The 21,825-nt window shown below is 58.0% G+C and carries 23 protein-coding genes and 1 pseudogene; 12 read left to right on the top strand and 12 right to left on the bottom strand.

Going from position 1 to position 21,825, the window contains the following annotated elements:
* Positions 1-11 precede the first annotated feature (11 nt).
* Positions 12-1,694, bottom strand: a complete 1,683-nt coding sequence (locus AC0V6Z_RS10915) for a M20/M25/M40 family metallo-hydrolase (protein ID WP_472638516.1) — start codon at positions 1,692-1,694, stop codon at positions 12-14.
* A 154-nt stretch (positions 1,695-1,848) separates the two neighbouring features.
* Positions 1,849-2,757, bottom strand: a complete 909-nt coding sequence (locus tag AC0V6Z_RS10910; RefSeq protein WP_472638515.1) for a DUF1521 domain-containing protein — start codon at positions 2,755-2,757, stop codon at positions 1,849-1,851.
* Between the two features lie 165 nt (positions 2,758-2,922).
* Between AC0V6Z_RS10910 and AC0V6Z_RS10905 the strand changes: the two are divergent.
* The 7 genes and pseudogenes from AC0V6Z_RS10905 to rpsD all read left to right on the top strand — a co-directional run bounded on the left by AC0V6Z_RS10905 (position 2,923) and on the right by rpsD (position 7,732).
* Positions 2,923-3,403 (top strand): annotated as a pseudogene (locus AC0V6Z_RS10905) (RpiB/LacA/LacB family sugar-phosphate isomerase).
* Positions 3,400-4,710 (top strand): serine hydroxymethyltransferase, encoded by a 1,311-nt coding sequence (glyA, locus tag AC0V6Z_RS10900; protein WP_472638514.1) that lies wholly within the window; start codon positions 3,400-3,402, stop codon positions 4,708-4,710. The pseudogene AC0V6Z_RS10905 and the gene glyA overlap by 4 nt, the downstream one beginning before the upstream one ends.
* 11 nt (positions 4,711-4,721) lie before the next feature.
* Positions 4,722-4,940, top strand: coding sequence for a hypothetical protein (locus AC0V6Z_RS10895; RefSeq protein WP_472638513.1), 219 nt, complete (start codon positions 4,722-4,724; stop codon positions 4,938-4,940).
* A 9-nt stretch (positions 4,941-4,949) separates the two neighbouring features.
* Positions 4,950-5,426: a transcriptional regulator NrdR gene (gene nrdR, locus AC0V6Z_RS10890; RefSeq protein WP_472638512.1), complete on the top strand. Its 477-nt coding sequence runs from the start codon at positions 4,950-4,952 to the stop codon at positions 5,424-5,426.
* Between the two features lie 9 nt (positions 5,427-5,435).
* Positions 5,436-6,176 carry an RNA methyltransferase gene (locus AC0V6Z_RS10885; RefSeq protein ID WP_472638511.1) on the top strand — a complete coding sequence of 247 codons (741 nt, stop codon included), beginning with the start codon at positions 5,436-5,438 and terminating at the stop codon, positions 6,174-6,176.
* 197 nt (positions 6,177-6,373) lie between these two features.
* Positions 6,374-6,760, top strand: a complete 387-nt coding sequence (locus AC0V6Z_RS10880) for a hypothetical protein (RefSeq protein ID WP_472638510.1) — start codon at positions 6,374-6,376, stop codon at positions 6,758-6,760.
* Between the two features lie 357 nt (positions 6,761-7,117).
* Complete coding sequence (gene rpsD / locus AC0V6Z_RS10875) at positions 7,118-7,732, top strand: 30S ribosomal protein S4 (RefSeq protein ID WP_472638509.1); 615 nt, start codon at positions 7,118-7,120, stop codon at positions 7,730-7,732.
* Between the two features lie 1,152 nt (positions 7,733-8,884).
* On the opposite strand, the gene AC0V6Z_RS10870 is transcribed toward rpsD, so the two are convergent.
* From AC0V6Z_RS10870 to AC0V6Z_RS10830, 9 genes are all read right to left on the bottom strand, one after another.
* Positions 8,885-9,202 (bottom strand): chorismate mutase, encoded by a 318-nt coding sequence (locus tag AC0V6Z_RS10870; protein ID WP_472638508.1) that lies wholly within the window; start codon positions 9,200-9,202, stop codon positions 8,885-8,887.
* Positions 9,202-10,335, bottom strand: coding sequence for a tRNA guanosine(34) transglycosylase Tgt (gene tgt, locus AC0V6Z_RS10865; protein WP_472638507.1), 1,134 nt, complete (start codon positions 10,333-10,335; stop codon positions 9,202-9,204). Before tgt ends, AC0V6Z_RS10870 begins: the two co-directional genes overlap by 1 nt.
* A gap of 22 nt (positions 10,336-10,357) precedes the next feature.
* A complete protein-coding gene (locus AC0V6Z_RS10860; protein ID WP_472638506.1) occupies positions 10,358-11,131 on the bottom strand; it encodes an ABC transporter permease in 774 nt (257 codons plus the stop codon).
* Positions 11,128-12,075 (bottom strand): ABC transporter ATP-binding protein, encoded by a 948-nt coding sequence (locus tag AC0V6Z_RS10855; protein WP_472640895.1) that lies wholly within the window; start codon positions 12,073-12,075, stop codon positions 11,128-11,130. The genes AC0V6Z_RS10860 and AC0V6Z_RS10855 overlap by 4 nt, the downstream gene beginning before the upstream one ends.
* A 9-nt stretch (positions 12,076-12,084) precedes the next feature.
* On the bottom strand, positions 12,085-13,119 hold the full coding sequence (gene queA, locus AC0V6Z_RS10850; RefSeq protein WP_472638505.1) for a tRNA preQ1(34) S-adenosylmethionine ribosyltransferase-isomerase QueA: 1,035 nt from the start codon (positions 13,117-13,119) through the stop codon (positions 12,085-12,087).
* A 56-nt stretch (positions 13,120-13,175) separates the two neighbouring features.
* Positions 13,176-13,904, bottom strand: coding sequence for a peptidylprolyl isomerase (locus AC0V6Z_RS10845; RefSeq protein ID WP_472638504.1), 729 nt, complete (start codon positions 13,902-13,904; stop codon positions 13,176-13,178).
* A 123-nt stretch (positions 13,905-14,027) separates the two neighbouring features.
* A complete protein-coding gene (gene coaD / locus AC0V6Z_RS10840) occupies positions 14,028-14,540 on the bottom strand; it encodes a pantetheine-phosphate adenylyltransferase (protein ID WP_472638503.1) in 513 nt (170 codons plus the stop codon).
* Positions 14,541-14,542: 2 nt separating this feature from the next.
* A complete protein-coding gene (locus AC0V6Z_RS10835) occupies positions 14,543-15,448 on the bottom strand; it encodes a polyprenyl synthetase family protein (protein WP_472638502.1) in 906 nt (301 codons plus the stop codon).
* Positions 15,438-15,701 (bottom strand): exodeoxyribonuclease VII small subunit, encoded by a 264-nt coding sequence (locus AC0V6Z_RS10830; RefSeq protein ID WP_472638501.1) that lies wholly within the window; start codon positions 15,699-15,701, stop codon positions 15,438-15,440. The genes AC0V6Z_RS10835 and AC0V6Z_RS10830 overlap by 11 nt, the downstream gene beginning before the upstream one ends.
* A 133-nt stretch (positions 15,702-15,834) precedes the next feature.
* On the opposite strand from AC0V6Z_RS10830, the gene AC0V6Z_RS10825 reads away from it, so the two are divergent.
* The 5 genes from AC0V6Z_RS10825 to AC0V6Z_RS10805 all read left to right on the top strand — a co-directional run bounded on the left by AC0V6Z_RS10825 (position 15,835) and on the right by AC0V6Z_RS10805 (position 21,020).
* Positions 15,835-16,248, top strand: coding sequence for a DUF2177 family protein (locus tag AC0V6Z_RS10825; protein WP_472638500.1), 414 nt, complete (start codon positions 15,835-15,837; stop codon positions 16,246-16,248).
* A gap of 93 nt (positions 16,249-16,341) precedes the next feature.
* Positions 16,342-16,944, top strand: coding sequence for a metal-dependent hydrolase (locus AC0V6Z_RS10820; RefSeq protein ID WP_472638499.1), 603 nt, complete (start codon positions 16,342-16,344; stop codon positions 16,942-16,944).
* A 15-nt stretch (positions 16,945-16,959) separates the two neighbouring features.
* A complete protein-coding gene (gene purL, locus AC0V6Z_RS10815; protein WP_472638498.1) occupies positions 16,960-19,221 on the top strand; it encodes a phosphoribosylformylglycinamidine synthase subunit PurL in 2,262 nt (753 codons plus the stop codon).
* A 238-nt stretch (positions 19,222-19,459) separates the two neighbouring features.
* On the top strand, positions 19,460-19,792 hold the full coding sequence (locus AC0V6Z_RS10810; RefSeq protein ID WP_472638497.1) for a DUF6122 family protein: 333 nt from the start codon (positions 19,460-19,462) through the stop codon (positions 19,790-19,792).
* A 1-nt stretch (position 19,793) separates the two neighbouring features.
* Complete coding sequence (locus AC0V6Z_RS10805) at positions 19,794-21,020, top strand: TCR/Tet family MFS transporter (RefSeq protein ID WP_472638496.1); 1,227 nt, start codon at positions 19,794-19,796, stop codon at positions 21,018-21,020.
* On the opposite strand, the gene AC0V6Z_RS10800 is transcribed toward AC0V6Z_RS10805, so the two are convergent.
* Positions 21,017-21,814, bottom strand: coding sequence for a Coq4 family protein (locus AC0V6Z_RS10800; RefSeq protein ID WP_472638495.1), 798 nt, complete (start codon positions 21,812-21,814; stop codon positions 21,017-21,019). The genes AC0V6Z_RS10805 and AC0V6Z_RS10800 overlap by 4 nt on opposite strands.
* Positions 21,815-21,825 lie beyond the last annotated feature (11 nt).

Here is a 21,825-nt window from a genome sequence, read left to right as displayed (position 1 = left end):
CGGGACACGCCCTATCCATTCATTGAGTCGTAAATCGGCATCGTATCGGCAACCGGATCAAACCGCACCCAGGTCGCAATGGCGAGCGCGCCGACCAAGCATGCCCCCGCGATCATAAAGCAACGTTTCGCATTCACCGCCGGGATCATTGGGCCAAGCACCGGCACCATCAAAGCCGCGAGCAGAGCCACCACCATTGGCGCATCCGGCCCAACACCTTGCATAAATTGATGCCCGAATTGCAGCATCAATCCAAGCACCACACTGCCGCAAACCACCGCGACCACTTTCGCAATTGCTCCATCGGACTGGCCCGTCACCACCCCGACAATTCCAGCGAGCAGCAGCGGCCAAACCACCAGAAACGCGGTGGTTGGCACGAATATCTGCATCGCCAAAGCGATCAAAATGCCAACGATGCTGCCGCGCCGCCCAGCCCATAGAGGCGCGCTAACTGCGAGCGCTGCGATGCAAATCAGCAGCGCCTGCGCCTCCAGCATCGGGATTGCCGCCAGTCGATCGTAATAAACCGACTCGCCAGCCCCCTGCCCCGAAACCGCATTGAGCGTGTAAAGCGCGAGCCCGCCGCCCAGGATCACCACCGCAGAAGCTGCCAAACTCCTCCACCAACCGCCCGGCTGGTTCATTCGCAAGCAAATCACTTGCAGTACCGCGGCAAGCGCAAGCAGCACCCAGCCGATGGCCGCGCCATAATGCAGCAGGAAAATGCCGAACACGTCGAAGAAAGTTCGATCCTCCGCCGCCTCTGGCAGCGCATCCGCATTGGCGAGCGCCAGCGTCAGCTCCAACGTCTGATCGCCCATATCCTGCACGGCGCCTTGATCCAGGTTTTCCGGCGTGGCCTTAGCCGAGTGATACAGGCCCGGCCTGCCTATAAAGGACAGATTATAGGCCACATATGGCCGCTCCAACGCAGGCGTCAGGTCGGTGTCGTTGGGAAGCACCTCGTATACGAAGGTCGCCAGTGACGACCCGCCTGGCCGTGAGACGGCACCTGCATAAAGCTCAATCGCCGCGCTATTGTCTTTCGAGGTCTGAAACAGGGTCGTGCGCCCGCCTCCGCCGCGTGCCTCCAGATTGATCATCGCGCCAATTTTATCCGCGAGCGGATTTTCGTCGATGAATTGCTGCGCGCCCAGCAGGCCCACCTCTTCACCATCAGTCAGCAGCACGATGATATCGCGCTCGACTGTCCCTTGGCTGGTGATCGCGCGCACCGCCTCCAATATGCTCGCAACACCCGCCGTGTCGTCAGAGGCACCGGGTGATCCCCAAACCGTATCGTGATGCGCCATCAGGGCGACGGCAGGCTTTGCCCGATCACGGCCGGGAATAACGCCAATAACATTGGTCAGGGTCAGCGCATCGGGCGGCGCCTCGCCGCTCCATCGACCCAGTCTGGCGCGGGCGCGCTCTGGAACCGGCCCTTCGGAAAGCGACACCTCCGCGCCCAGCGCCTCCAGCTCAGCGACCAGATAGCTGCGCACCTTGGCATTGGCGACGGAACCTGTGGGATGCGGCTCTGCCGCGATAATGCGCACATGCTCCATCGCCCGCTCGGCAGAAAAGCTCGCCTCATCGCTGCTGATGCTAGCCGGGGATTGCGGCGTGGTGCCCAAAATCGCGAGAGCGATGCCGATCACAACCATCGCAGCCAAAGTCAGCCAACGCATTCAAATCCCCTTGCCTTTTCCAAGCGATGCGCAAGCTTGTTCAGTATCTTGCGGGAAAAGCCAAGGGCAACGAGCGTTTAGCTTACACAATGCCTGGCCTAAGAAGCCAACTGGCGGCCAAGGCAGGTTGAGAATTCGCAATGCAGAAAGCGGCCTAGCAGTGGACTCGTGGTTTGCGCTCCGGTACATCCTGCGGGTCATCACCAAGCTCTGAAGAGAAATTGACCAACCCTTCAAACATCAGGAATTGGCTGAATAACGGCAGTGTTTGCGCCCAAGAAGGCCAGCGGCTCCCAGGCTCAAAACGGCCGCCAATGCGGGTCGCATCCAACTCGTCTTGAGTGGCGATCTCACCAGTAAACTCTGATCTCCAACCGACCCCGCTTGCATTCTCCTGCAGTAGATATCCATCGCGGTGCCTCATATCGAGGCTATAGCCCCTTTTAGAGACCTCCAGTGAAAGGTCGCCTAACTGGTTCTGACTAATGCCGTCAACGACCACCGCATTGCGCCCCTTTGTGATCACAACCTTGCTGGCGACATAGGCATTGGGATTGCCGTCCCATTGCTCGGTCTTGATCGTGATCTTCGCACCATTTTCGAGCTTGAATGTGGTTGTCCCCCAAAAATCAAATGCACGGATACTTTGAGCATCGATGTGCGGATCGCCCCAAATTCTCGTGTATTCGCTTGTGTTTGCATTGAAGACTTCAATCTCGCTGGATCGCTCGTCGAAATTGAGGGTGTAGCCACCTCCCAACTGCAGCTCTGCACGCCCATCCCCGGTGGTCTTTGCAACCCATTCTTGCACAGGCTCAGAATGCCCGCTGGTCGAGCTTGGCGTGGCCAGTGGTGGAGGATGGAAGTCTGCCCCAGGGCTGCAATCGGTATAACAGCGCGCGACCACAAATTCCGGCGTGGTGGCGGAGGCAAAGCGGCCAGCGCCCAGCGGGTCTTGGAAATGCCCAGCGACATCGGGCGAGATTTGCACCGCGCCTCCAGGAAGGAGGGGGTTCACCATACGCGTTATGACGGCCAAGCCGCCGCCAATCGGGTTGATCATTGCAATTCCCCTAAATTACACGCGCTCTATCCCCCATTGCTGGACAGCTTGCACTCTGCGTTTCGCGTAGATCGCCTCTGCAAAACGCATAGATTTGGGGAAGCCACCGGAAAAGCCGCCCAGTGGGCCTAGCCATCGGGCGCGCGAGGCCCTAAATCACCGCTCATGCGTATAGCAATTGCATCAGATCACGCCGCGACAGAAATGAAAGCGGAACTCGCCGAATGGCTCATCGAAGAAGGTCATGAGGTGGCCGACCTTGGCCCGGCCGCGGGCGAGAGTGTTGATTACCCCGATTATGGCTACAAATTGGCCGAAGTCGTTGCGGAGAGAACCGTCGAACGCGGCATCGCCCTATGCGGATCGGGTATTGGCATCTCGATCAGCGTAAATCGCCATCCCGGCGTGCGCTGCGCGCTGGTATCAGAGCCGCTGTCTGCCGCCCTCGCGCGGGAACACAACGATGCCAATGCCATTGCGCTGGGTGCCCGGCTGACCGGCATCGAAATGGCCAAGAGCTGCATCGCGACCTTCCTTGAAACAGATTTCGCCGACGCTGATGATCCCGCTGGCTAAGCATCAGCGCCGCGTTGCCAAACTTGGCACACCGCCCATCCAGACGACACAAATCGAGACCCACCAATGAGCACTGCCCCTTCTGACGTTCTGCCCGTGATGGACGGTTTCTGGAACGATGACCTCGCCGCCGCTGACCCGGAAATCTCAGCTGCTGTCACCAGCGAACTGGCCCGCCAGCGCGACAAGATTGAGCTGATCGCGAGTGAGAACATAGCGAGCCGCGCAGTGCTGGAAGCGACCGGAAGTGTCTTCACCAACAAATATGCCGAAGGCTATCCCGGTAAGCGCTATTACGGCGGCTGTGACTATGCCGATCAGGTCGAAACATTAGCCATTGAGCGAGCCAAGCAATTGTTTGGCTGCAACTTTGCCAATGTTCAACCAAACAGCGGCAGCCAGATGAACCAGGCTGTGTTTCTCGCTCTGCTAGAGCCAGGCGACACCTTTATGGGCCTTGATCTCAATTCTGGCGGGCACCTGACCCATGGTTCACCTGTCAATATGAGTGGAAAATGGTTCAACCCGGTCAGCTACGGCGTGACAGAGGGCGATGAGCTGATCGATATGGACGCGGTTGCAGCGACCGCGCGTGAGCACAAACCGAAGCTGATCATTTGCGGAGGTACGGCCTATTCGCGCACTTGGGACTTTGCCGCATTCCGTGCAATCGCGGACGAAGTCGGCGCCTATCTCCTGTGCGATATGAGCCACATCTCTGGCCTGGTCGCGGGCGGCGCGCACCCATCACCCTTCCCGCATTGCGACATCGTCACCTCCACCACGCATAAGAGCCTGCGCGGTCCGCGTTCTGGCATCCTCCTGTGGAATGATGAAAAATTGACCAAGCCGCTGAACATGGCGGTCTTCCCTGGCCTGCAAGGCGGCCCGCTGATGCATGTAGTGGCCGGTAAGGCAGTGGCTTTCCGCGAGGCTTTGCAGCCTGAGTTCAAAACCTACGCGCACCGGATCGTTGAAAACGCCCGCGCGCTCGCCGCAAGCCTTGAAGAGAACGGCCTGCGGATCGTCTCTGGCGGCACAGACAATCACTCCATGTTGGTCGATCTGACGGCCAAAGACGTGACCGGAAAGGCTGCCGAGGCTGGCCTCGACCGCGCCTGGCTCACCTGCAACAAGAACGGCATCCCGTTCGACACACGCTCGCCATTTGTGACCAGCGGCATCCGCCTTGGCACACCAGCAGGCACGACGCGCGGCTTTGGCCCGGTTGAATTCCGCACGGTGGGCAAGCTGATAGCAGAAGTCGTCGATGGCCTCTCGAAGAACGGCCCAGAGGGCGATGCGCAGGTCGAAGAAAGCGTGCGCACCCGTGTCAGCGAGCTGTGCGCGGCCTTCCCTGTCTATCCAGGCATGTGAGGGCCAAGATCATGAGTAACGCGGAAGATGATGGCTCCGACTGGATTGAAGACACCAAGTCTGAACTGTCCGGCATGGCCAAGGAAGGGATGAAGCACCCTTCTACCAAGCCTGTGCTAACTGGCGCAGCGATCGGCGCGGTTGCAGGGGCGATACTGCCCGTGATCAGCCTGCCACTCGGCCTTACCGCTGGTGCCGGTATCGCATTTTACAACCGTATCAAGAAGTAGCCCCAGACCATGCGCTGCCCCTTTTGCGCGAACGACGACAGCCAGGTTAAGGACAGCCGGCCGACCGAGGACGCAACCGCGACCCGGCGCCGGCGTCAATGCTCCAGCTGCGGCGCGCGCTTTACCACTTTTGAACGCGTGCAATTGCGCGAAATCGTGATCGTCAAAGCGGGCGATGGCGGTCAGGAAGAACGCCGTGAGCCGTTTGACCGGGACAAGCTGGAACGCTCCGTCTCGCTCGCCTGCCGCAAACGCGGCGTGACACAGGACCGGATCGACCGGCTGGTATCCGGCATTCAACGCCAAGTGGAAACCGCTGGCGATGCCGAGGTGCCCTCTGCCAAGATCGGTGAAATGGTGATGGAGGGGCTGAAGCAGATCGACAGCGTCGCCTATATCCGTTTCGCCTCGGTCTACCGCGATTTCAGCGAAGCGCGCGATTTTGAGGAATTTGCCAGCACCGTGCAGGAAGCGGCGCAGGACTGATCCGCGCGCATGGCCAGCAGCAACCAACCCATCATCGTCCTTGTCCGTCCGCAAATGGGTGAGAACATCGGGCATGCCGCGCGCGCAATGCTCAATTTCGGGCTGACCGAGATGCGCCTGGTCGATCCGCGCGATGGCTGGCCCAATCCGGCCGCTGGCCCCACGGCGGCTGGCGCGGATATCGTGCTGGAGCAGGCGCAGGTCTTCTCCACCACCAAAGAGGCGGTGGCCGATTGCGCGAATATCTACGCCACTACGGTGCGCAAACGCGGCGTATCAAAGCCGGTTTTGACGCCGGATGAGGCCGCACGCGAGATCAAGGCCCAGAGCGGGCGCAGCGCCATTCTGTTCGGGCGCGAAGCCTCTGGACTGGCGACCGAGGACGTTGGCCTGGCGCGCAGTATTTTGACCGTGCCGATCAATCCAGAATTTGGCTCGCTTAATCTGGCACAGGCGGTGATCCTGTGCGCTTATGAATGGTCAAAAGTGGTGCGTAGTGAGGCTGGCCTTGCTCAGCCACCGCAAGAGGACCTGCTGTCCCCTGCCCCGCAAGAAGAGCTCGACGGATTGGTCGCACACTTTGAAAAATTGCTGGAGCCAAAGGGCTATTTCCTGCCAGAACCGCGGCGCGAGGCAACAGCGCAAACCTTGCGCAATGTACTGACCAAGCCGGGGTGGAATCACCTAGAAATCCGCACCTTGCGCGGGGTCTTGTCCACTTTGCAAAAGAGATCAAAACCAGTTAAGTAAATCTAAATTGCTCAATGTCGCTTTTGCATTGATGATGATTGATAGCGGTCTAACTCGATCAACGCACTGATATTAGCCACTGCACTAAGTGGTGCGAAATTCCGCAAGAACCCATCTTGTTGTCATCAAGCGACCAACTCTGTTACGTTGTAATCGTATTGAACCTTAGACCTGTCCTCAACACCAGGAGAAAAACTGTGAAAATTTATGTTTGCGCAGTCGCTTGCATGGTAGTTATTACGTTTGGTGCCAGTGAGAATTTAGCTCAAGAAGTCCCTGAAGAGAGCGAACAGGCTTCTGCAGTCAACGATGAAACAACCGAACCGGCTATAACGCCAAACGTCGCTCCAGCCAAACAAGCAGATGAAGAAGCAGAAGAGGATCCCGGCGACAAAATGGTCTGCAAGAATAAGCGCAAGACCGGCACGCGGATATTCAGTCGGACATGTATGACCGCAGACCAATGGGCTTTGAGGAAAGAAGAGAATCAGTTGTTGCTTGAACAAGTCGGCGACAATGCCGGAACGGGTGGCTTTACCGGGAATCCTAACACTGGAACGACCGATTTTGGACCAGGTGGATAAGCCCCTTAGATCTTAGGCATTCTTTTGATCGGGATGGTCAAGAAACGGTGCTGAATTTCAACATCGACGAGGCGAAGCGCATTCAGAACAACACCTTGAAATCCGCACCTTGCGCGGGGTCTTGTCCTCACTCGGCCGAATGCCGCGCGATCCCTAGCCTCATCACGCTGAATTTACGGGGACGGCGCGCTGCGACAAAGGCTTGACGCGCCCTCCATTCCTGCTATTCGCGCGCCTTCGCAAATTGGCTCCGCACCCCGGTGAAGCGGTAGCCGCGCTTGAGACATCTTCAAGCGGAGCGATGCCGGGTTCAACGGTCGCCACTGGGGCGGCTCATGCAATTTGAAAGATATATCTATGACGAAGCGTACCAGCTCGAAGCATAAACTTGACCGCCGGATGGGTGAAAACATCTGGGGTCGTCCAAACTCTCCAGTGAACAAGCGTTCTTACGGTCCCGGCCAGCACGGTCAGCGTCGCAAGAGCAAAATGAGCGATTTCGGCCTTCAACTGCGCGCTAAGCAGAAGCTCAAAGGCTATTACGGCGACGTCACTGAGAAGCAGTTCCGCAGCACCTATAAGGATGCGACCCGGATCAAGGGCGATACCGGCCAGAACCTGATCGGCCTGCTTGAGCGCCGTCTCGACATGATCGTTTACCGCGCGAAATTCGCACCAACGATCTTTGCCGCCCGTCAAATCGTCAGCCATGGCCACATTCTCGTGAACGGCGTGAAGTGTAACATCGCCAGCCGTCGCTGCGATGTGGGCGACGTGATCAGCCTCGGCGCAAAAGCCAAGGAAATGGCGCTGGTTATCGAGGCGCAAAGCCTGCCAGAGCGTGAAATTCCAGACTACGTTGCGCCTGATGGCACTGACAAGATCACTTTCACCCGCGTACCGAAGCTCGACGAAGTGCCTTACCCGGTAACGATGGAACCAAACCTCGTGGTCGAGTTCTACTCGCGCTAATCCGCGAACATCTCATACGAAACAGGGCGGCCCCCTCCTTCAACGGAGCGGGCCGCCCTTTTTGTTTGTGATACGGCCTTGGTTTTCCGGCAGCGACGATGCCCTGTCGCAAGTCGTCTTCTGTACCGCAAAAAGGGACGCGCAGCTTGCGACCTATGGTTTGTTTGTCGATTCAGATTTGAATGTTCATACGGCTAGAACAATGCAAACCGATCTCGTAGACATTGCTAGTACGACCACAAATGGACGTGGTGAGATTGAAGTTGGACCAGGCGATCTGGCCCAAGCCTTCTCTCGGCGCGAGCGAAGACTGATCGAGAATATTGGGGGTCGACTAGATGAGACAAACAAAATCTTGCGCGACTTTTTGAGTATCGGCGAATGACGAGAACTAACTATTCAAATCTGGAAGAGGTAGGGCCTCAGATATTGGCCTGCGCTTCTGCATTGAGTCTAGGCCGCATCGATAAAGCTCGAAAGCATATGGAGCATTTCAAGGACCATAAGCATCCACTCTCCAAAGCGGTGGCGTCGAGAGTCTTCCTTTTTGAGGACAATCTTGCATCCGGACAACAATGTCTTCTCGATGCGGTCTCACTAGTCGGAGGTCGAAGAGGGGGCGCGAACGACTACATTCGTGAATATGCTAAGGTTTTTCTGTTCGATTTCTCGTCAAAGGAGGATCTACGTAGACAGATCGAAATTGCTCTTGATACGAAACCGTCAGCGAGCGTCTTAGCATGCTTGCCTCTTTTTGAAGATCTCGACTTTGTGGGTCTAGGAATTGATTCGAATCAGCGGCAATAACTTTTGTTTGTGCAAGTTCCCCCACATGGTAGTTGGCCAAGTAAGAACCAGTGGCCCGCAAGATAGAGTTCCGGGAACTCCGGGGACAACGTACTTAATTGATAGCGGTAGCTTACGACCCTAGCGTCGTTGTCACGATCTGACGTATATGCTTCATCATCCCAAACTTGCCTCCCACGAAAGGCTCCGGCGCGGGCTCAAATAGGCTGCTCTTACTGCCATCACCAGTTCACTTTTCGATCTGGAGCATCAATTGGCAACGTCCGCTTCCACCCCCAGAAACAGCCGTAATCGCTGACTTATCTCCGATCCAATAGCGGACGTTTCCAACGCAATAGGTAGCGCCTAGCCCCGCGTGCGGTCCCATTCCTCAAATTCGTAGGCGATCGAACCTTCGACCAGACGCTCCCAAATGTCGCCGATGACATCGCCCGGCAGGCCGCGCGCTTCCGCCTCAGCCACAGCAGCGGCAATCACGCTCGCCTTGCGCGCTTCATCACGCACCACATCGCGGCTGGGCTTAATCCGGGCCGCCGCCCGCATATAGCCAAAGCGCCGCTCCAGCAGGGCCACCAACTCCCGGTCGGTCGTATCCACGCCCTCACGCACTTCGGTCATGCTCGCGCATTCCTCAGGGGCTTTGGCCTCGGGGGTCTTGGGCATTACTTACGATCTTTCAGATAATCGCGCCGGAAATCAGCGGCGAAGGCAGAGAATGTTCCGCCCGCAATGGCACCGCGCATCGCCTTCATCAAGCTTTGGTAAAAGGCAAGATTGTGCTCGGTCACCAGCATCGCGCCCAGGATCTCTCCTGATTTTTGCAAATGGTGCAAATAGGCCAGCGAATAAGTGCTACACGTCGGGCATTCGCAGCGCTCATCCAGCGGTCCGGTGTCCTCGGCAAAGCGGGCATTGCGCAGGTTAATCGCGCCGTTCCAGGTGAATGCCTGACCATTGCGGCCAGAGCGGGTTGGCAGCACACAGTCAAACATATCGATCCCGCGTTCCACCGCACCCACCAGATCGTCTGGCTTGCCAACCCCCATCAAATAGCGCGGCTTATCCTCTGGCAGCTGGCCCGGTGCATAATCGAGCACGCCGAACATCGCCTCTTGCCCCTCGCCCACGGCCAGACCGCCGACCGCGTAACCATCAAAGCCAATGCCAGTGAGCTTCTCAGCGCTGATCTTGCGCAGCGCTTCATCGAGAGCGCCCTGCTGAATTCCAAATAGGGCTGAGCGCGCCGCATGCTCGCCGCCGCTATCAAACCCGTCACGGCTGCGCTTGGCCCAGCGCATGGAAAGCTCCATACTCGCGGCGATTTCCTCGCGCGGACGGTCTGCGCGCGGGCATTCATCAAACGCCATCACAATATCGCTGCCCAGCAGCCGCTGAATTTCCATCGAGCGCTCTGGGGTCAGCATGTGTTTGGAGCCATCAATATGGCTGCGAAACTCAACGCCTTCCTCGGTCAGCTTGCGCAGGTCAGACAGGCTCATCACCTGATAGCCGCCGCTATCGGTCAGGATCGGGCGATCCCAGTTCATGAAGCTGTGCAATCCGCCCAGTTTCGCCACCCGCTCCGCGCCCGGACGCAGCATCAGATGATAGGTGTTGCCAAGGATAATATCCGCGCCCAGCGCCCGCACGCTCTCTGGCTTCATTGCCTTCACGGTGGCCGCCGTGCCAACCGGCATGAACGCAGGCGTCGCGATGGTGCCGCGCTGCATCTCAATGCTGCCGGTTCGCGCCTTGCCATCGGTGGCAGCGATGCTGAATTTGAAACGCTCGGTCATAAGTCGCGCAGCGCCTAGCGCGTCACTCTCGCAAGCGCCAGCCAGTCTTGAAAATGAATGCGATAATTGCCGTGCAAATGACCAAAAAGCCGAGGGTTAGATCCAGCGACAAGGCAATCGGCACATCCGAGGTACCATAAAACGTCCAGCGCAGCCCGCTGACCAGAAAGGCGATAGGATTGGCCAATGCGACCGAATTCCACGGCTCTGGCAAATCATCAATCGAGTAAAACGTGCCCCCCAGGAACGTCAGCGGAGTGAGAATGAGCAGCGGGATAATCCCAAGCTTTTCAAAACCATCCGCCCAAATGCCGAGAATAAAGCCGAACAGAGAGAAACTCGCCGCGATCAGCATGATGTAGAGCGCGGCAAACAGCGGATATTTAATCTCGTAATCGACAAAGAAGGTCGCGGTGACGAGGATGATGCCCGCTAGCAACAGCCCCTTGGTCGCCGCCGCGCCCACAAATCCGATCAGCGTCTCTGCCACGCCCACCGGCGCAGAGAGCAGCTCGTAAATCGTGCCGGTAAATCGCGGCATGTAGATACCAAAACTCGAATTGCTGGTGGTTTCCCCCAGCAGGGTAAGCATCAGCAGTCCGGGAATGATGAAGGCCCCGTAAGCGACCCCGTCAACCGGCTCCATCCGTGCGCCGATCACCGTGCCGAACACGATGAAATAGAGCGATGTGGTGAGCACGGGCGAGAGGATCGACTGGAATGCCGTGCGCAACGCCCGCATCAATTCGCGAGTGTAGATCGACCAAGCACCGCGCGCGTTGAAACCAAAACTCATTGCGCGGCCTCCTGCTGATCGGAGAGGAGCGAGACAAAGATATCCTCCAGCGAGCTTTCACCGATGTCGATACCAGTGAAGTCAATTCCCGCCGCGATCAGCGCCTTGGTGAGCTCGGCGACCTGTTGGCGGCCCTTGCCTGTCCCATCTCCGCCGCGAAAGCACAGCTCGCGGCCATTCGCGCTCAGCTCCAATGGAAACGCCGAAATACTCTGCGGCAATTCAGACAACGGCTCGGCCAATTGCAGCACCGCCTCCGTCCGGCCAAGCCGCTTCATCATTGAGGCCTTGTCATCCACCATCAGGATCTTGCCGCCGCGAATGATCCCGACGCGGTCAGCCATTTCCTCCGCCTCTTCGATGTAATGAGTGGTGAGGATAACCGTTGTCCCACGTTCTCGCAGAGCGCTAATCTGCTGCCACATGTCTTTGCGCAGCTCGACATCAACCCCAGCGGTGGGTTCATCAAGGAACAACAGCTCTGGCTCATGCGCCAGCGCTTTCGCGATCAGAACGCGGCGCTTCATTCCGCCCGAAAGCTCGCGGATTTGCGCACTTCGCTTTTCATAGAGGCTGAGCGAGCGCAGGATTTCGTGGATGCGCGCTTTGTCCGGTGGATGGCCAAACAGGCCGCGTGAATAGCTGACCGCCCGCTCAACAGTCTCGAACATATCCGTGCTAAGCTCTTGCGGAACCAGGCCAATGCGCGCTCGCGCAGCTCGCCATTCGCGCGACAGATCATGACCGAATGCGGTGATCACCCCGCCGCTTGGCCGCACCAATCCACAAACCGCGCCGATCAGCGTCGTCTTGCCCGCCCCGTTTGGCCCAAGCAGAGCGAAAATCTCGCCCTTGCGGATCTCCAGATCAACATCATCCAGCGCCTTTACGCCGCCAGAATAAACCTTGGTCAGGCCTGCGACGGAGAGAATGGGTTCATGCATAGCCATTGGTTACGGCAGCAGCAGGGACGAGTCACCATAAGAGTAGAACCGGTATTTGTTTTCAATCGCATGGGCATAGACCGCCATCATACGGTCCCGGCCCATTAGCGCGCTGACCAGCATCATCAGCGTCGATTTTGGCAGGTGAAAATTGGTCATCAGCCCATCGACCGCGCGAAACTCATATCCCGGCGTGATGAAGATGTCGGTGTCGCCAGCAAAGGCCTCGATCTGGCCATCCACCCGCGCCGCGCTTTCGAGCAGCCGCAGAGAGGTGGTGCCAACCGCGATCAACCGCCCGCCAGCCGCGCGCGCGGCGTTCAGGCGCTCGGCAACATCGGCCTCTATCCGGCCAAATTCGCTGTGCATTTGATGATCGTCGGTGTCGTCAGCCTTCACTGGCAGAAATGTACCCGCGCCCACATGCAAGGTCAGCGTCTCTCGCCCGATCCCCGCCGCATCAATCGCATCGACGAGCTCAGGCGTGAAATGCAGCGAAGCCGTGGGCGCAGCAACTGCGCCATCCTCGGAGGCAAACATGGTTTGATAGTCCTTGAGGTCAGCCTCATCGACCCCGCGTTTACCCGCGATATAAGGCGGCAGAGGCATCCGCCCTGCCCGCTCCAGCAGCACTTCAACCGGTTCCTCGCCTTCGAACATCAAAGTGATGCTGCCATCGGCATGGCGAGCCTCCGCAATGGCGGTCACTCCACCGCCAAATACCAGTTGATCACCCTCTTTCACGCGTTTCGCGTTGCGGATGAAGGCCTGCCAGCGGCGCAGATCGATCCGCTTGTGCAGCGTCGCACCGATCTTGGCTTCACCGCCCGCGCGCCGCCCCTCCAGCTGAGCCGGGATCACGCGCGTATCGTTGAAGACCAGCACATCGCCCGCCTTAAGCAGGCTGGGCAGATCGCGAACGCCTTTATCGGCAAACGGCTCATCCCCGCGCGCCACAAGCATGCGCGCAGCATCGCGCGGGCGCACCGGGCGCAGCGCAATCAGATCTTGCGGAAGGTCGAAATCAAACAGGTCAACGCGCATGCGCGCGGCCTTAGCTGCGCCTGCCCGCTGCGGAAAGCAAAACCGGGATCAGATTCTTAACTGATCGGCGCGCTTAGAGCGTCCGCAGTGATCTCTTCTTCCACCGCTGGTGCTGGCAATGCCGGCTTCGGCTTGTTGTCGCTGGCCAGCGAGGCCTGAAGAATGCGGGTTGGCTCGGTTGGCGGCTCGCCCCGATTGATCGCATCGACGCCGACCATATTGCTGATCACGCGACCTAGGTTGGTGTAGCGCTTATCCAGGCTGAAACGCGGGTAGAATACGATGAAGAACTGGCTGTTCGCGCTGTCTTCTGAGGTAGCTCGGGCCATTGCCAGGCTGCCGCGGACATGCGGCATCGGGTTAAATTCTGCCTTGAGATCAGGCAATTCAGAGCCGCCCTGACCGGTGCCCGTTGGATCCCCGCCTTGAGCCATAAAGCCCTCAATCACGCGGTGAAAAATGATCCCGTCGTAAAATCCTTGACGGGTCAGCGTTTTGACCCGCTCAACATGGTTCGGCGCCCAATCCGGCTTCAACCGGATTGCAACGCGTTCGCCGTTCGACAGATCGAGCACCCAGACATTATCGGGATCCTCATTCATATCAAAACTCACGGGCCCAAAGACCCGGCGTTCTGCCGCTGGCGCTTCGGCTTCTGCTGCTGGCGCTTCACTTTCTGCGGCTGGTGCCTCACCTTCGGGTTCTGCGTCTTGCGCAGAAGCAGCGTGAGGCGCACAAAACAGCGCAAGCGAAGCGGAGGCGCAGAGTAGTTTACGAAAGATCATGAAGGTCGTTTTTCCGGGCAATTGTGTGTTCTGGACGCTGTTTAACCACGCGCGCCTGACACTTCAATGAATGAGTGACACGCCATCGACAACTTAGCGCAGGCGCGGGGCAGCGCGATTGGCCTAATAATCGCCCTTCAGGCCGATTTCTTTGACCCGCGCATTGACCTCATCACACACTTTTTTACTGACAAAAGGTGTTATATCACCGCCATATAACGCAATTTCCTTGACCAATTTCGAGGCAATTGGCTGGAGCGATACATCGGCCATCAGGAACACGGTCTCAATATCGTCATCAAGTTGCTGGTTCATGCCCGCCATCTGATATTCGTATTCAAAGTCTGCTACCGCGCGCAATCCGCGGATAATTACACTTGCGCCCTGCTTTTGCGCGAATTTGACGAGCAGCGCGTTGAAACCCACCACTTCGACATTGCTCACGCCCATATTCACAACTTCACGCTCGACCATGGCAAAGCGCTCCTCGGTCGAGAACATAGGGTTCTTAGACGGATTGGTGGTGACCCCAATGATAAGCTTGTCGACCAGCTTCGCCCCGCGCCGAATAATATCAGCATGGCCCAAAGTGATCGGGTCAAAGGTCCCGGGATAAATTCCGATGCGTTCGCTCATGTTTACCGATCCCTCTCAACCACAAAGCGGGCAAGCGCCCGCAGCGTTTCTGCCTCTTCGCCATAGCTCGCGAGATGACCAATCGCCTGATCGACCAGCGCGCTGGCCTGTTCACGGGCCTTCTCCGCGCCCATCAAGGTAACGAAGGTCTGCTTACCTTGGCTTTCATCCTTGCGCAGCGCCTTGCCCGCCTTCGCCTCATCCCCACTCACATCGAGCAGATCGTCGGCAATCTGAAATGCCAAGCCAATATCGCGTGAGTACGCCCGCAAATGCGCGCGCCCTTCCGGGGCGACCTTGCCCATAATCGCGCCCATCTCCACCGATGCAGCCAGCAAAGCGCCAGTTTTAAGCTGCTGAAGCCGGGTGATGGAGTGAAGGTCGTATTCGATCCCTTCATCATCCGCGACCATATCCATCATCTGACCGCCCGCCATGCCTTTCATTCCGCTGGCTGTGCCCAGCGTCATCATCAGCTCGCTGCAGGTAAAGGGATCCGTGCTAGTGTCTTGATCGGCCAGAATTTCAAACGCCAGCGCGTGCAAAGCGTCGCCCGCGAGCACCGCGGTTGCCTCGTCAAACACCTTGTGCACAGTCGGCTTGCCATGGCGCAGATCATCATCGTCCATGCAGGGTAGATCATCATGGATCAGCGAATAGACATGAATAGCCTCAACCGCGCAGGCTGCGCGCAGGGCCGCCGTGCGATCGACGCCGAACAATTCCGCTGTGCTAACCAATAACAGCGGGCGGACACGCTTTCCGCCACCAATTGCGGCGTATCGCATCGCCTCAACCAGCCGGGCGCGTGTGTCCTGGGGCACAGGCAAAAACGCATCGAAAACAGAGTCGATCTCGCCTTGAACACGCTTTAGCTGATCGGCCAGCAAGCTTGCTTTATCCCCCACGCGCCGCGGCTCCTATTGCTGCGCGTCGAGCGGCTCTGTCGCCGGCGGCGGCGCCATCACGGTTGGTCACGATCTTCTCGATCCGCGCGCTCGCCGCATCAAGCCGCTTTTGGCATGCCTCGCGCAGCTTCTCACCGCGCTCATACAGGGCGATGGATTCGTCGAGCGGAACATCGCCGCGCTCCAATTGCTGGACAATGGTTTCCAGCGCGCTGAGCGCCTGTTCAAAGCTCATTTCGGAAAGTTCGGGCACGTTTTCGATGATCTGTCCCTCGTTGGACCACAAATTGACTAGAAAGCGGGTTTTGATCCCGGCTCACGAAGCGCGGAGCATTGACCCGCGCGGCGCGCCCGGTCAAGGCTGCGCATGAAACGGGGAAATGCAAATGAAGTGGTTCATTGCCTACATCACGGCGGCGCTCGCATTTGGCGTGCTGGATGCGATGTGGCTGAATTGGGCGGGAGCGAACCTTTATCAGCCCAACATTGGCGAGTTGATGGCCGACAGCATCAATGCAGGCGCGGCGGCCACGTTCTACTTCCTCTATGTCGCAGGCATGGTGTGGTTTGGCGTAAAGCCAGCGCTTGAAAGCGGTAAAGTAGCGAGTGCTACACTCAATGGCGCACTGCTGGGCGCATTATGCTATGCCACCTTTGATCTTACCAGCCAGGCGGTGTTCAAGGTGTGGGCAACGCATGTCACAGTGCTGGATATAATCTGGGGCGCGTTTGCAACCGGCACGGCTAGCTCTATAGCGGCATTCGTCACGTTGAAATTCACGCAGAAATCCGCGCGGTAAAATCGGGATAAGGGGCACCCATGTTTATCGGTCACTTCGCGCTCAGCACTTGCCGCCGCAGCCATCTCACCGCGCTCTCCGCGGCTGGGCACTTTGTTTGTCGCGGCGCAATTGGTCGATTGGGGCTTTTTCGCACTTGCCATAGTGGGCGTTGAAAAAATGCGGGTCGACCCGGACGCGACGGTGATGGTGCCGTTTGACCTTTATCACATGCCCTTCACGCATTCCTTATTAGGCACGGCGATATGGGCGGCAGTGTTCGCGATTATCGTGATGATTTGGCAGCGCAATTTCTTTGGCGGGGTCCTCGCCGCCTTCGTCGTCCTGTCGCACTGGGCGCTCGATTGGCTGACCCATGCACCGGATATGACCATCGCTGGCGGGCCAAAGGCGTATGGCCTGGGCCTGTGGAATTACCCACAGATCGCGATGCCGCTGGAGCTGCTGATCACCATTGGCGCGTTCATGATCTATGTGAAGCGCACGCGCGGCCCGATTGGCCCGCCGCTGATCTTGCTGGGTGTGCTACTGCTGATGCAGGTGATCAATTGGTTCGGCCCTACCCCGACAGAGGCGAACATCATACTCTATGCCCAGGCGCTGATCGCCTTTGCCGTTACCACGGTTCTGGCGTGGTGGGTCGGGCATAACCGCTGGCACATTCGGCGTGGAGGCTTGGCGGCCCCAAGCGAGTGAATTAAAGGGCCGTGCATGAGCGATTCATCACCAGCCAGCGCGCCCGAAATCACACCCGAAATTGTCGAGCAGCATGGCTTCTCGCCTGAGGAATACGAACAGGTCCTGAAAAGCCTGGGCCGCGTGCCCAATATGGTGGAGCTGGGCATCTTTTCCGTGATGTGGTCGGAGCATTGCTCTTACAAGAGCTCGCGCTTCCATTTGAAGAAACTGCCGACCGAAGCTCCTTGGGTGATTTGCGGCCCGGGTGAGAACGCGGGCGTGATCGACATTGGCGATGGCCAGGCGGCGATCTTCAAGATGGAGAGTCACAACCACCCATCTTATATCGAGCCATATCAAGGCGCGGCAACCGGCGTCGGCGGGATCCTGCGCGATGTCTTCACCATGGGCGCGCGCCCGGTGGCGAACGCCAACGCGCTGCGCTTTGGTCAGCCGGAGCATCCCAAGATGCAGCATCTGGTGAAGGGTGTGGTCGCGGGCATTGGCGGATATGGCAATTGCGTCGGCGTGCCGACCGTATGCGGCGAGACCAATTTTCACCCGGCCTATGACGGCAATATCCTGGTCAATGCGATGACCGTCGGCGTCGCGGATACGGATAAGATTTTCTATTCCGCCGCAACCGGCGTCGGCAATCCCATCGTCTATGTCGGGTCAAAGACCGGGCGCGATGGCATTCACGGTGCGACCATGGCCAGCGCAGACTTTGAAGAAGACGCAGAGGCGAAGCGGCCGACCGTGCAGGTTGGCGATCCGTTCACGGAAAAGTTGCTGATCGAGGCGTGCCTGGAGCTGATGGCAACCGATGCCATCGTCGCCATTCAGGATATGGGGGCCGCGGGCCTCACCTCCTCCAGCGTGGAAATGGCAACCAATGGCAAGGCGGGCATTCGCCTAAACATGGATATGGTCCCGTGCCGTGAAGAGGGCATGACCCCTTACGAAATGATGCTGAGCGAGAGTCAGGAGCGAATGCTCATGGTGCTGAAGCCCGGCAAAGAAGAGATGGCGGCTGAAATCTTCAAGAAGTGGGAGCTCGACTTTGCCGTGATCGGCGAAGTGACCGACACCCGCCATATGGTGCTGGAATGGGGCGGCGAAGTTGTCTGCGACATTCCTCTCGGCCCGCTGGCCGCCGATGCACCGGAATATGAGCGGCCCTATCTTTCCAAAGAGGAATACAAGGCCTGGGCCAAGGTCAAGCCGCTGGAAGATGTGCCGGAAAGCACCGACATTGGCGCTGACCTGCTGAAGCTGATGGCCAGCCCAGCGCTCGCCAGCCGCCGCTGGATTTCGGAGCAATATGACAGCCAAGTGATGGGCGACACGCTGCAAACGGGCGGCGATGCGGGCGTGGTGCGCGTGCATGGCACGAAGAAAGCGCTGGCGCTGACCACTGATTGCACCCCGCGCTATGTCTATGCCGACCCATATGAAGGCGGCAAACAGGCGATTGCTGAGGCGTACCGCAATCTGTGCGCGGTCGGCGCGCGGCCGCTCGCCGTGACCAATTGCCTGAACTTTGCGAACCCGCAGCGCCCCGAGATCATGGCGCAGTTCGTCCACGCTCTGGAAGGCATGGGCGACGCCTGCCGCGCGCTCGACTTCCCAATCGTTTCGGGGAACGTCTCGCTCTATAACGAAAGCAAGGCAACCGGCGGCGGCAGCGCAATCCTCCCCACCCCAGCCATCGGCGGGGTCGGCATTATCGACGATTATTCGAAGATGATGACGATGGGATTTAAGGGTGAGGGTGAGCAAATTTGGGTCATTGGCCGAGACCGCAATTCAAAACCGAAGCTAGACCAATCTCTTTGGCTACGAGAAGCTAAGGGTGTTGAAGCAGGTTCTCCGCCTGAAGTTCGCTTGAGTGATGAGAAAGCTTGTGGCGATTTCGTTCGCGGATTGATCGAAAACGACGCGATAACTGCAGCGCATGATGTATCTGATGGCGGCATTCTAGTCGCTATTGCTGAAATGGCGCTTGCGGGCAACCTAGGGGCCGACTTGGAGCTCGATATGTTATGGCCCGACGTAAATACCATTGCAAAACAAATGTTTGAAGAACAGCAAGGCTTGTACATCGTAACAACCAAAAGACCTGCCGACAAGTTCGTCGAACTCGCTGAACAGGCAGCCATGCCACACTTCTGGATTGGCAATACTTATGGCAACGCGCTGTTAGCCTCTGAATTTGATGCAAACTTCAACGTCCCCCTCACCGACCTCCGCAAAGCGCATGCCAGCTTCTTCCGCGACTGGATGGAGGGGTGAACAAACCCAATCCCCCGTCATGCTAAACTTGGTTCAGCATCCATCGCCAGCACACACTTTGCGAGCCTGGCGATGGGGATGGACCCCGGATCAAGTCCGGGGTGACGCCGAGGGATTGGATGGAGAGGTGACTTTCAAAGCCGTTCGCCCTGAGCTTGTCGAAGGGCTGTCTTTCCCTCGCCCCTTCGCGAATAAGAAAATTCAAGGCTTCGACAGGCTCAGCCTGATCGGAAACTAGTTGGACCTCCTCCAACCCATACTCCACTACGGTGGTCATTGGCTCGTCCCGTTTGCAATCGGCTGGCTGATCTGGCGCGAGAATTGGTTGCGCGCAGGGTTAGTGATCGCCAGCGCGAACCTGATCGATCTCGATCACCTGCTGGCCGATCCGATCTTTGATCCGAACCGCTGCAGCATTGGTTTTCACTATCTGCACGGCTGGGTCGGCGCGGGGCTTTATGCGGTGATGGTTGCTTTGCCCAAAGCGCCGTGGTGGGTTCGCGCGCTCGGCATTGGCGCCTTGTGGCACCTCGCGGTCGACTATGGCGATTGTATGATGCAAATGTGGTGACATGACAGGGGGAAACAGCCAACCGGTTAGCAAATCCACCTTGGGATTTGTCGCCTTCATCGTGTTTGTCGACATGATGGGTATCGGCTTGATTGTGCCTGTCATGCCCGCCCTACTTGAAAGCATGACGGGGCAGAGCGAAGACCAGACGGCGAGCATCGGCGGCTGGCTGCTGTTTGCTTATGCACTGATGCAATTCCTGTTTGCGCCGGTGATCGGCGGGCTGTCCGACCAATATGGTCGCCGTCCTATCCTGCTTGTCACACTGTTCCTGCTTGGGATCGATTACATCATCATGGCTCTTGCCCCGGACCTGTGGTGGCTGTTCATCGGCCGGATCATATCAGGGATCATGGGGGCAAGCTGGGCCGCGGCGAATTCCTGCGTTGCCGATGTTGCGGGGCCAGAGGATCGCGGAAGGCTGTTCGGCATTCTTGGCGGCGCCGGTGCATTCGGCTTTGTCGTCGGTCCTGCAATTGGCGGGGTTTTGGGTGAATATTCGGTAAGAGCGCCTTTCGTCGCCTCAGCCATTCTAGCAATTGGCGGCGCTGTGTTCGGCTTTTTCATGCTGCGCGAAACTTTACCCGCTGATCGCCGCCGCACCTTTTCATTCGCCCGTGCCAATCCGATGGGCACGATCATTCAAATGGCGCAGACGCCAATCGTCTTGGGCTTTTTGGGCGTCATCTTTCTGCTGCAAATGGCTGCGCAAGCAACCATGGCGGTATGGTCATATTACGTGCGTTTCCGGTTCGAATGGAGTGAGCTTGACATCGGACTTGGGGCAACGCTCTATGGTGTGCTGCTGGTCATCAGTCAGGCGGGCCTTACTGGCGTAATGATCAAACGGTTTGGCGCAAAACGCACGGCCGTCGTGGGCTTGCTGATCGGTCTACCATCTTATCTGATATCCGCTTTTGCGGTTGGTAGCTGGATGATTATCTTGGCAATCATTGTCGGCACAGTCGCAGGCGTAACCTTCCCCGCGATGCAGCAGATGATGAGCGAACGGATTTCAGAAGACGCGCAAGGTGAATTGCAGGGTGCAGTCGCCAGCACCATGAGCATCACCAGCATCATCGGACCAGTGATTATGACAGCGACTTTTGGCTATTTCGCCGATGATAAGGGGCTGTTCTTTCCCGGAGCGCCGTTCCTGCTCGCAGCAATCCTGGGCTATGCCTCACTCGCTGTGTTGTATCGGGTGATTTCTCGCATCGATGATTAGGCTGCTTGAACCTCCGACAGGTCGAGATTCTGTTTAGCGAAACCTTCCGCATCAAGCTGAGCCAGGCATTGGCGATAGATCACCGGCTCTCCAATGCTGAGCATTGTGCGGACCGTATCAATGTCTTCGCGCATCACCGCCTCAACATCCATATGCGCCAAAGTGGCGGCGGCTTTACCCAGATCGCGCCCTTCGCGGATCGCATCGTAGAGCGGTGCCTTCGTGCCGGTCACCTTCTTGATCTGCCGCGCGGCGGCATAGGCAATGAATTTCACGCCGAGATTGTGGTTCTGCTCATAGCTGAAACCGAGCAGCGCCGCCTCGCCCAGGGCATCGCGGCCATAGCCCGTAAGGATGTGGAACAGATCATGTGTATCGCGCAGGCGGCACAGATACCATTCAACCTGATCCTCCGGGCGTTCCTCACGCGGTCGCCAGCCATAGCTTTCCTCAACCAGACCATTCGCGGTCAGGCCCTCGCGCTTCATAAAGCGGATGTAATGCTGCGCGACGGTGTTCGGTTCGCAATCGTCCCAGCGGCTGTGATCATCGAGCATGTCAGCAACCGGCAGAATGCTCTCGCGCCGCATAAAATTGCGCGCGTTGGGTGATTTGAGGAATTCCTCTGCCTGAGCCTGGACCTTGCGGCCTTTCAACGCCTCAATGATATGGAAAACCTGCTTCGTGTCTTCCTTATCTGCCACCAGTTTGCGAAAATGGCGCAAGGCCGCAATCGGGCGGAACCCGGTAACATCGCGGTCCGGGTGCAGCAGTGGAAGGTCGAGCCAGTTCATGTGTTTGCTCC

Source organism: Erythrobacter sp. SN6-5 (assembly GCF_057364945.1).
This window is presented reverse-complemented; position numbering and strand designations above follow the sequence as displayed.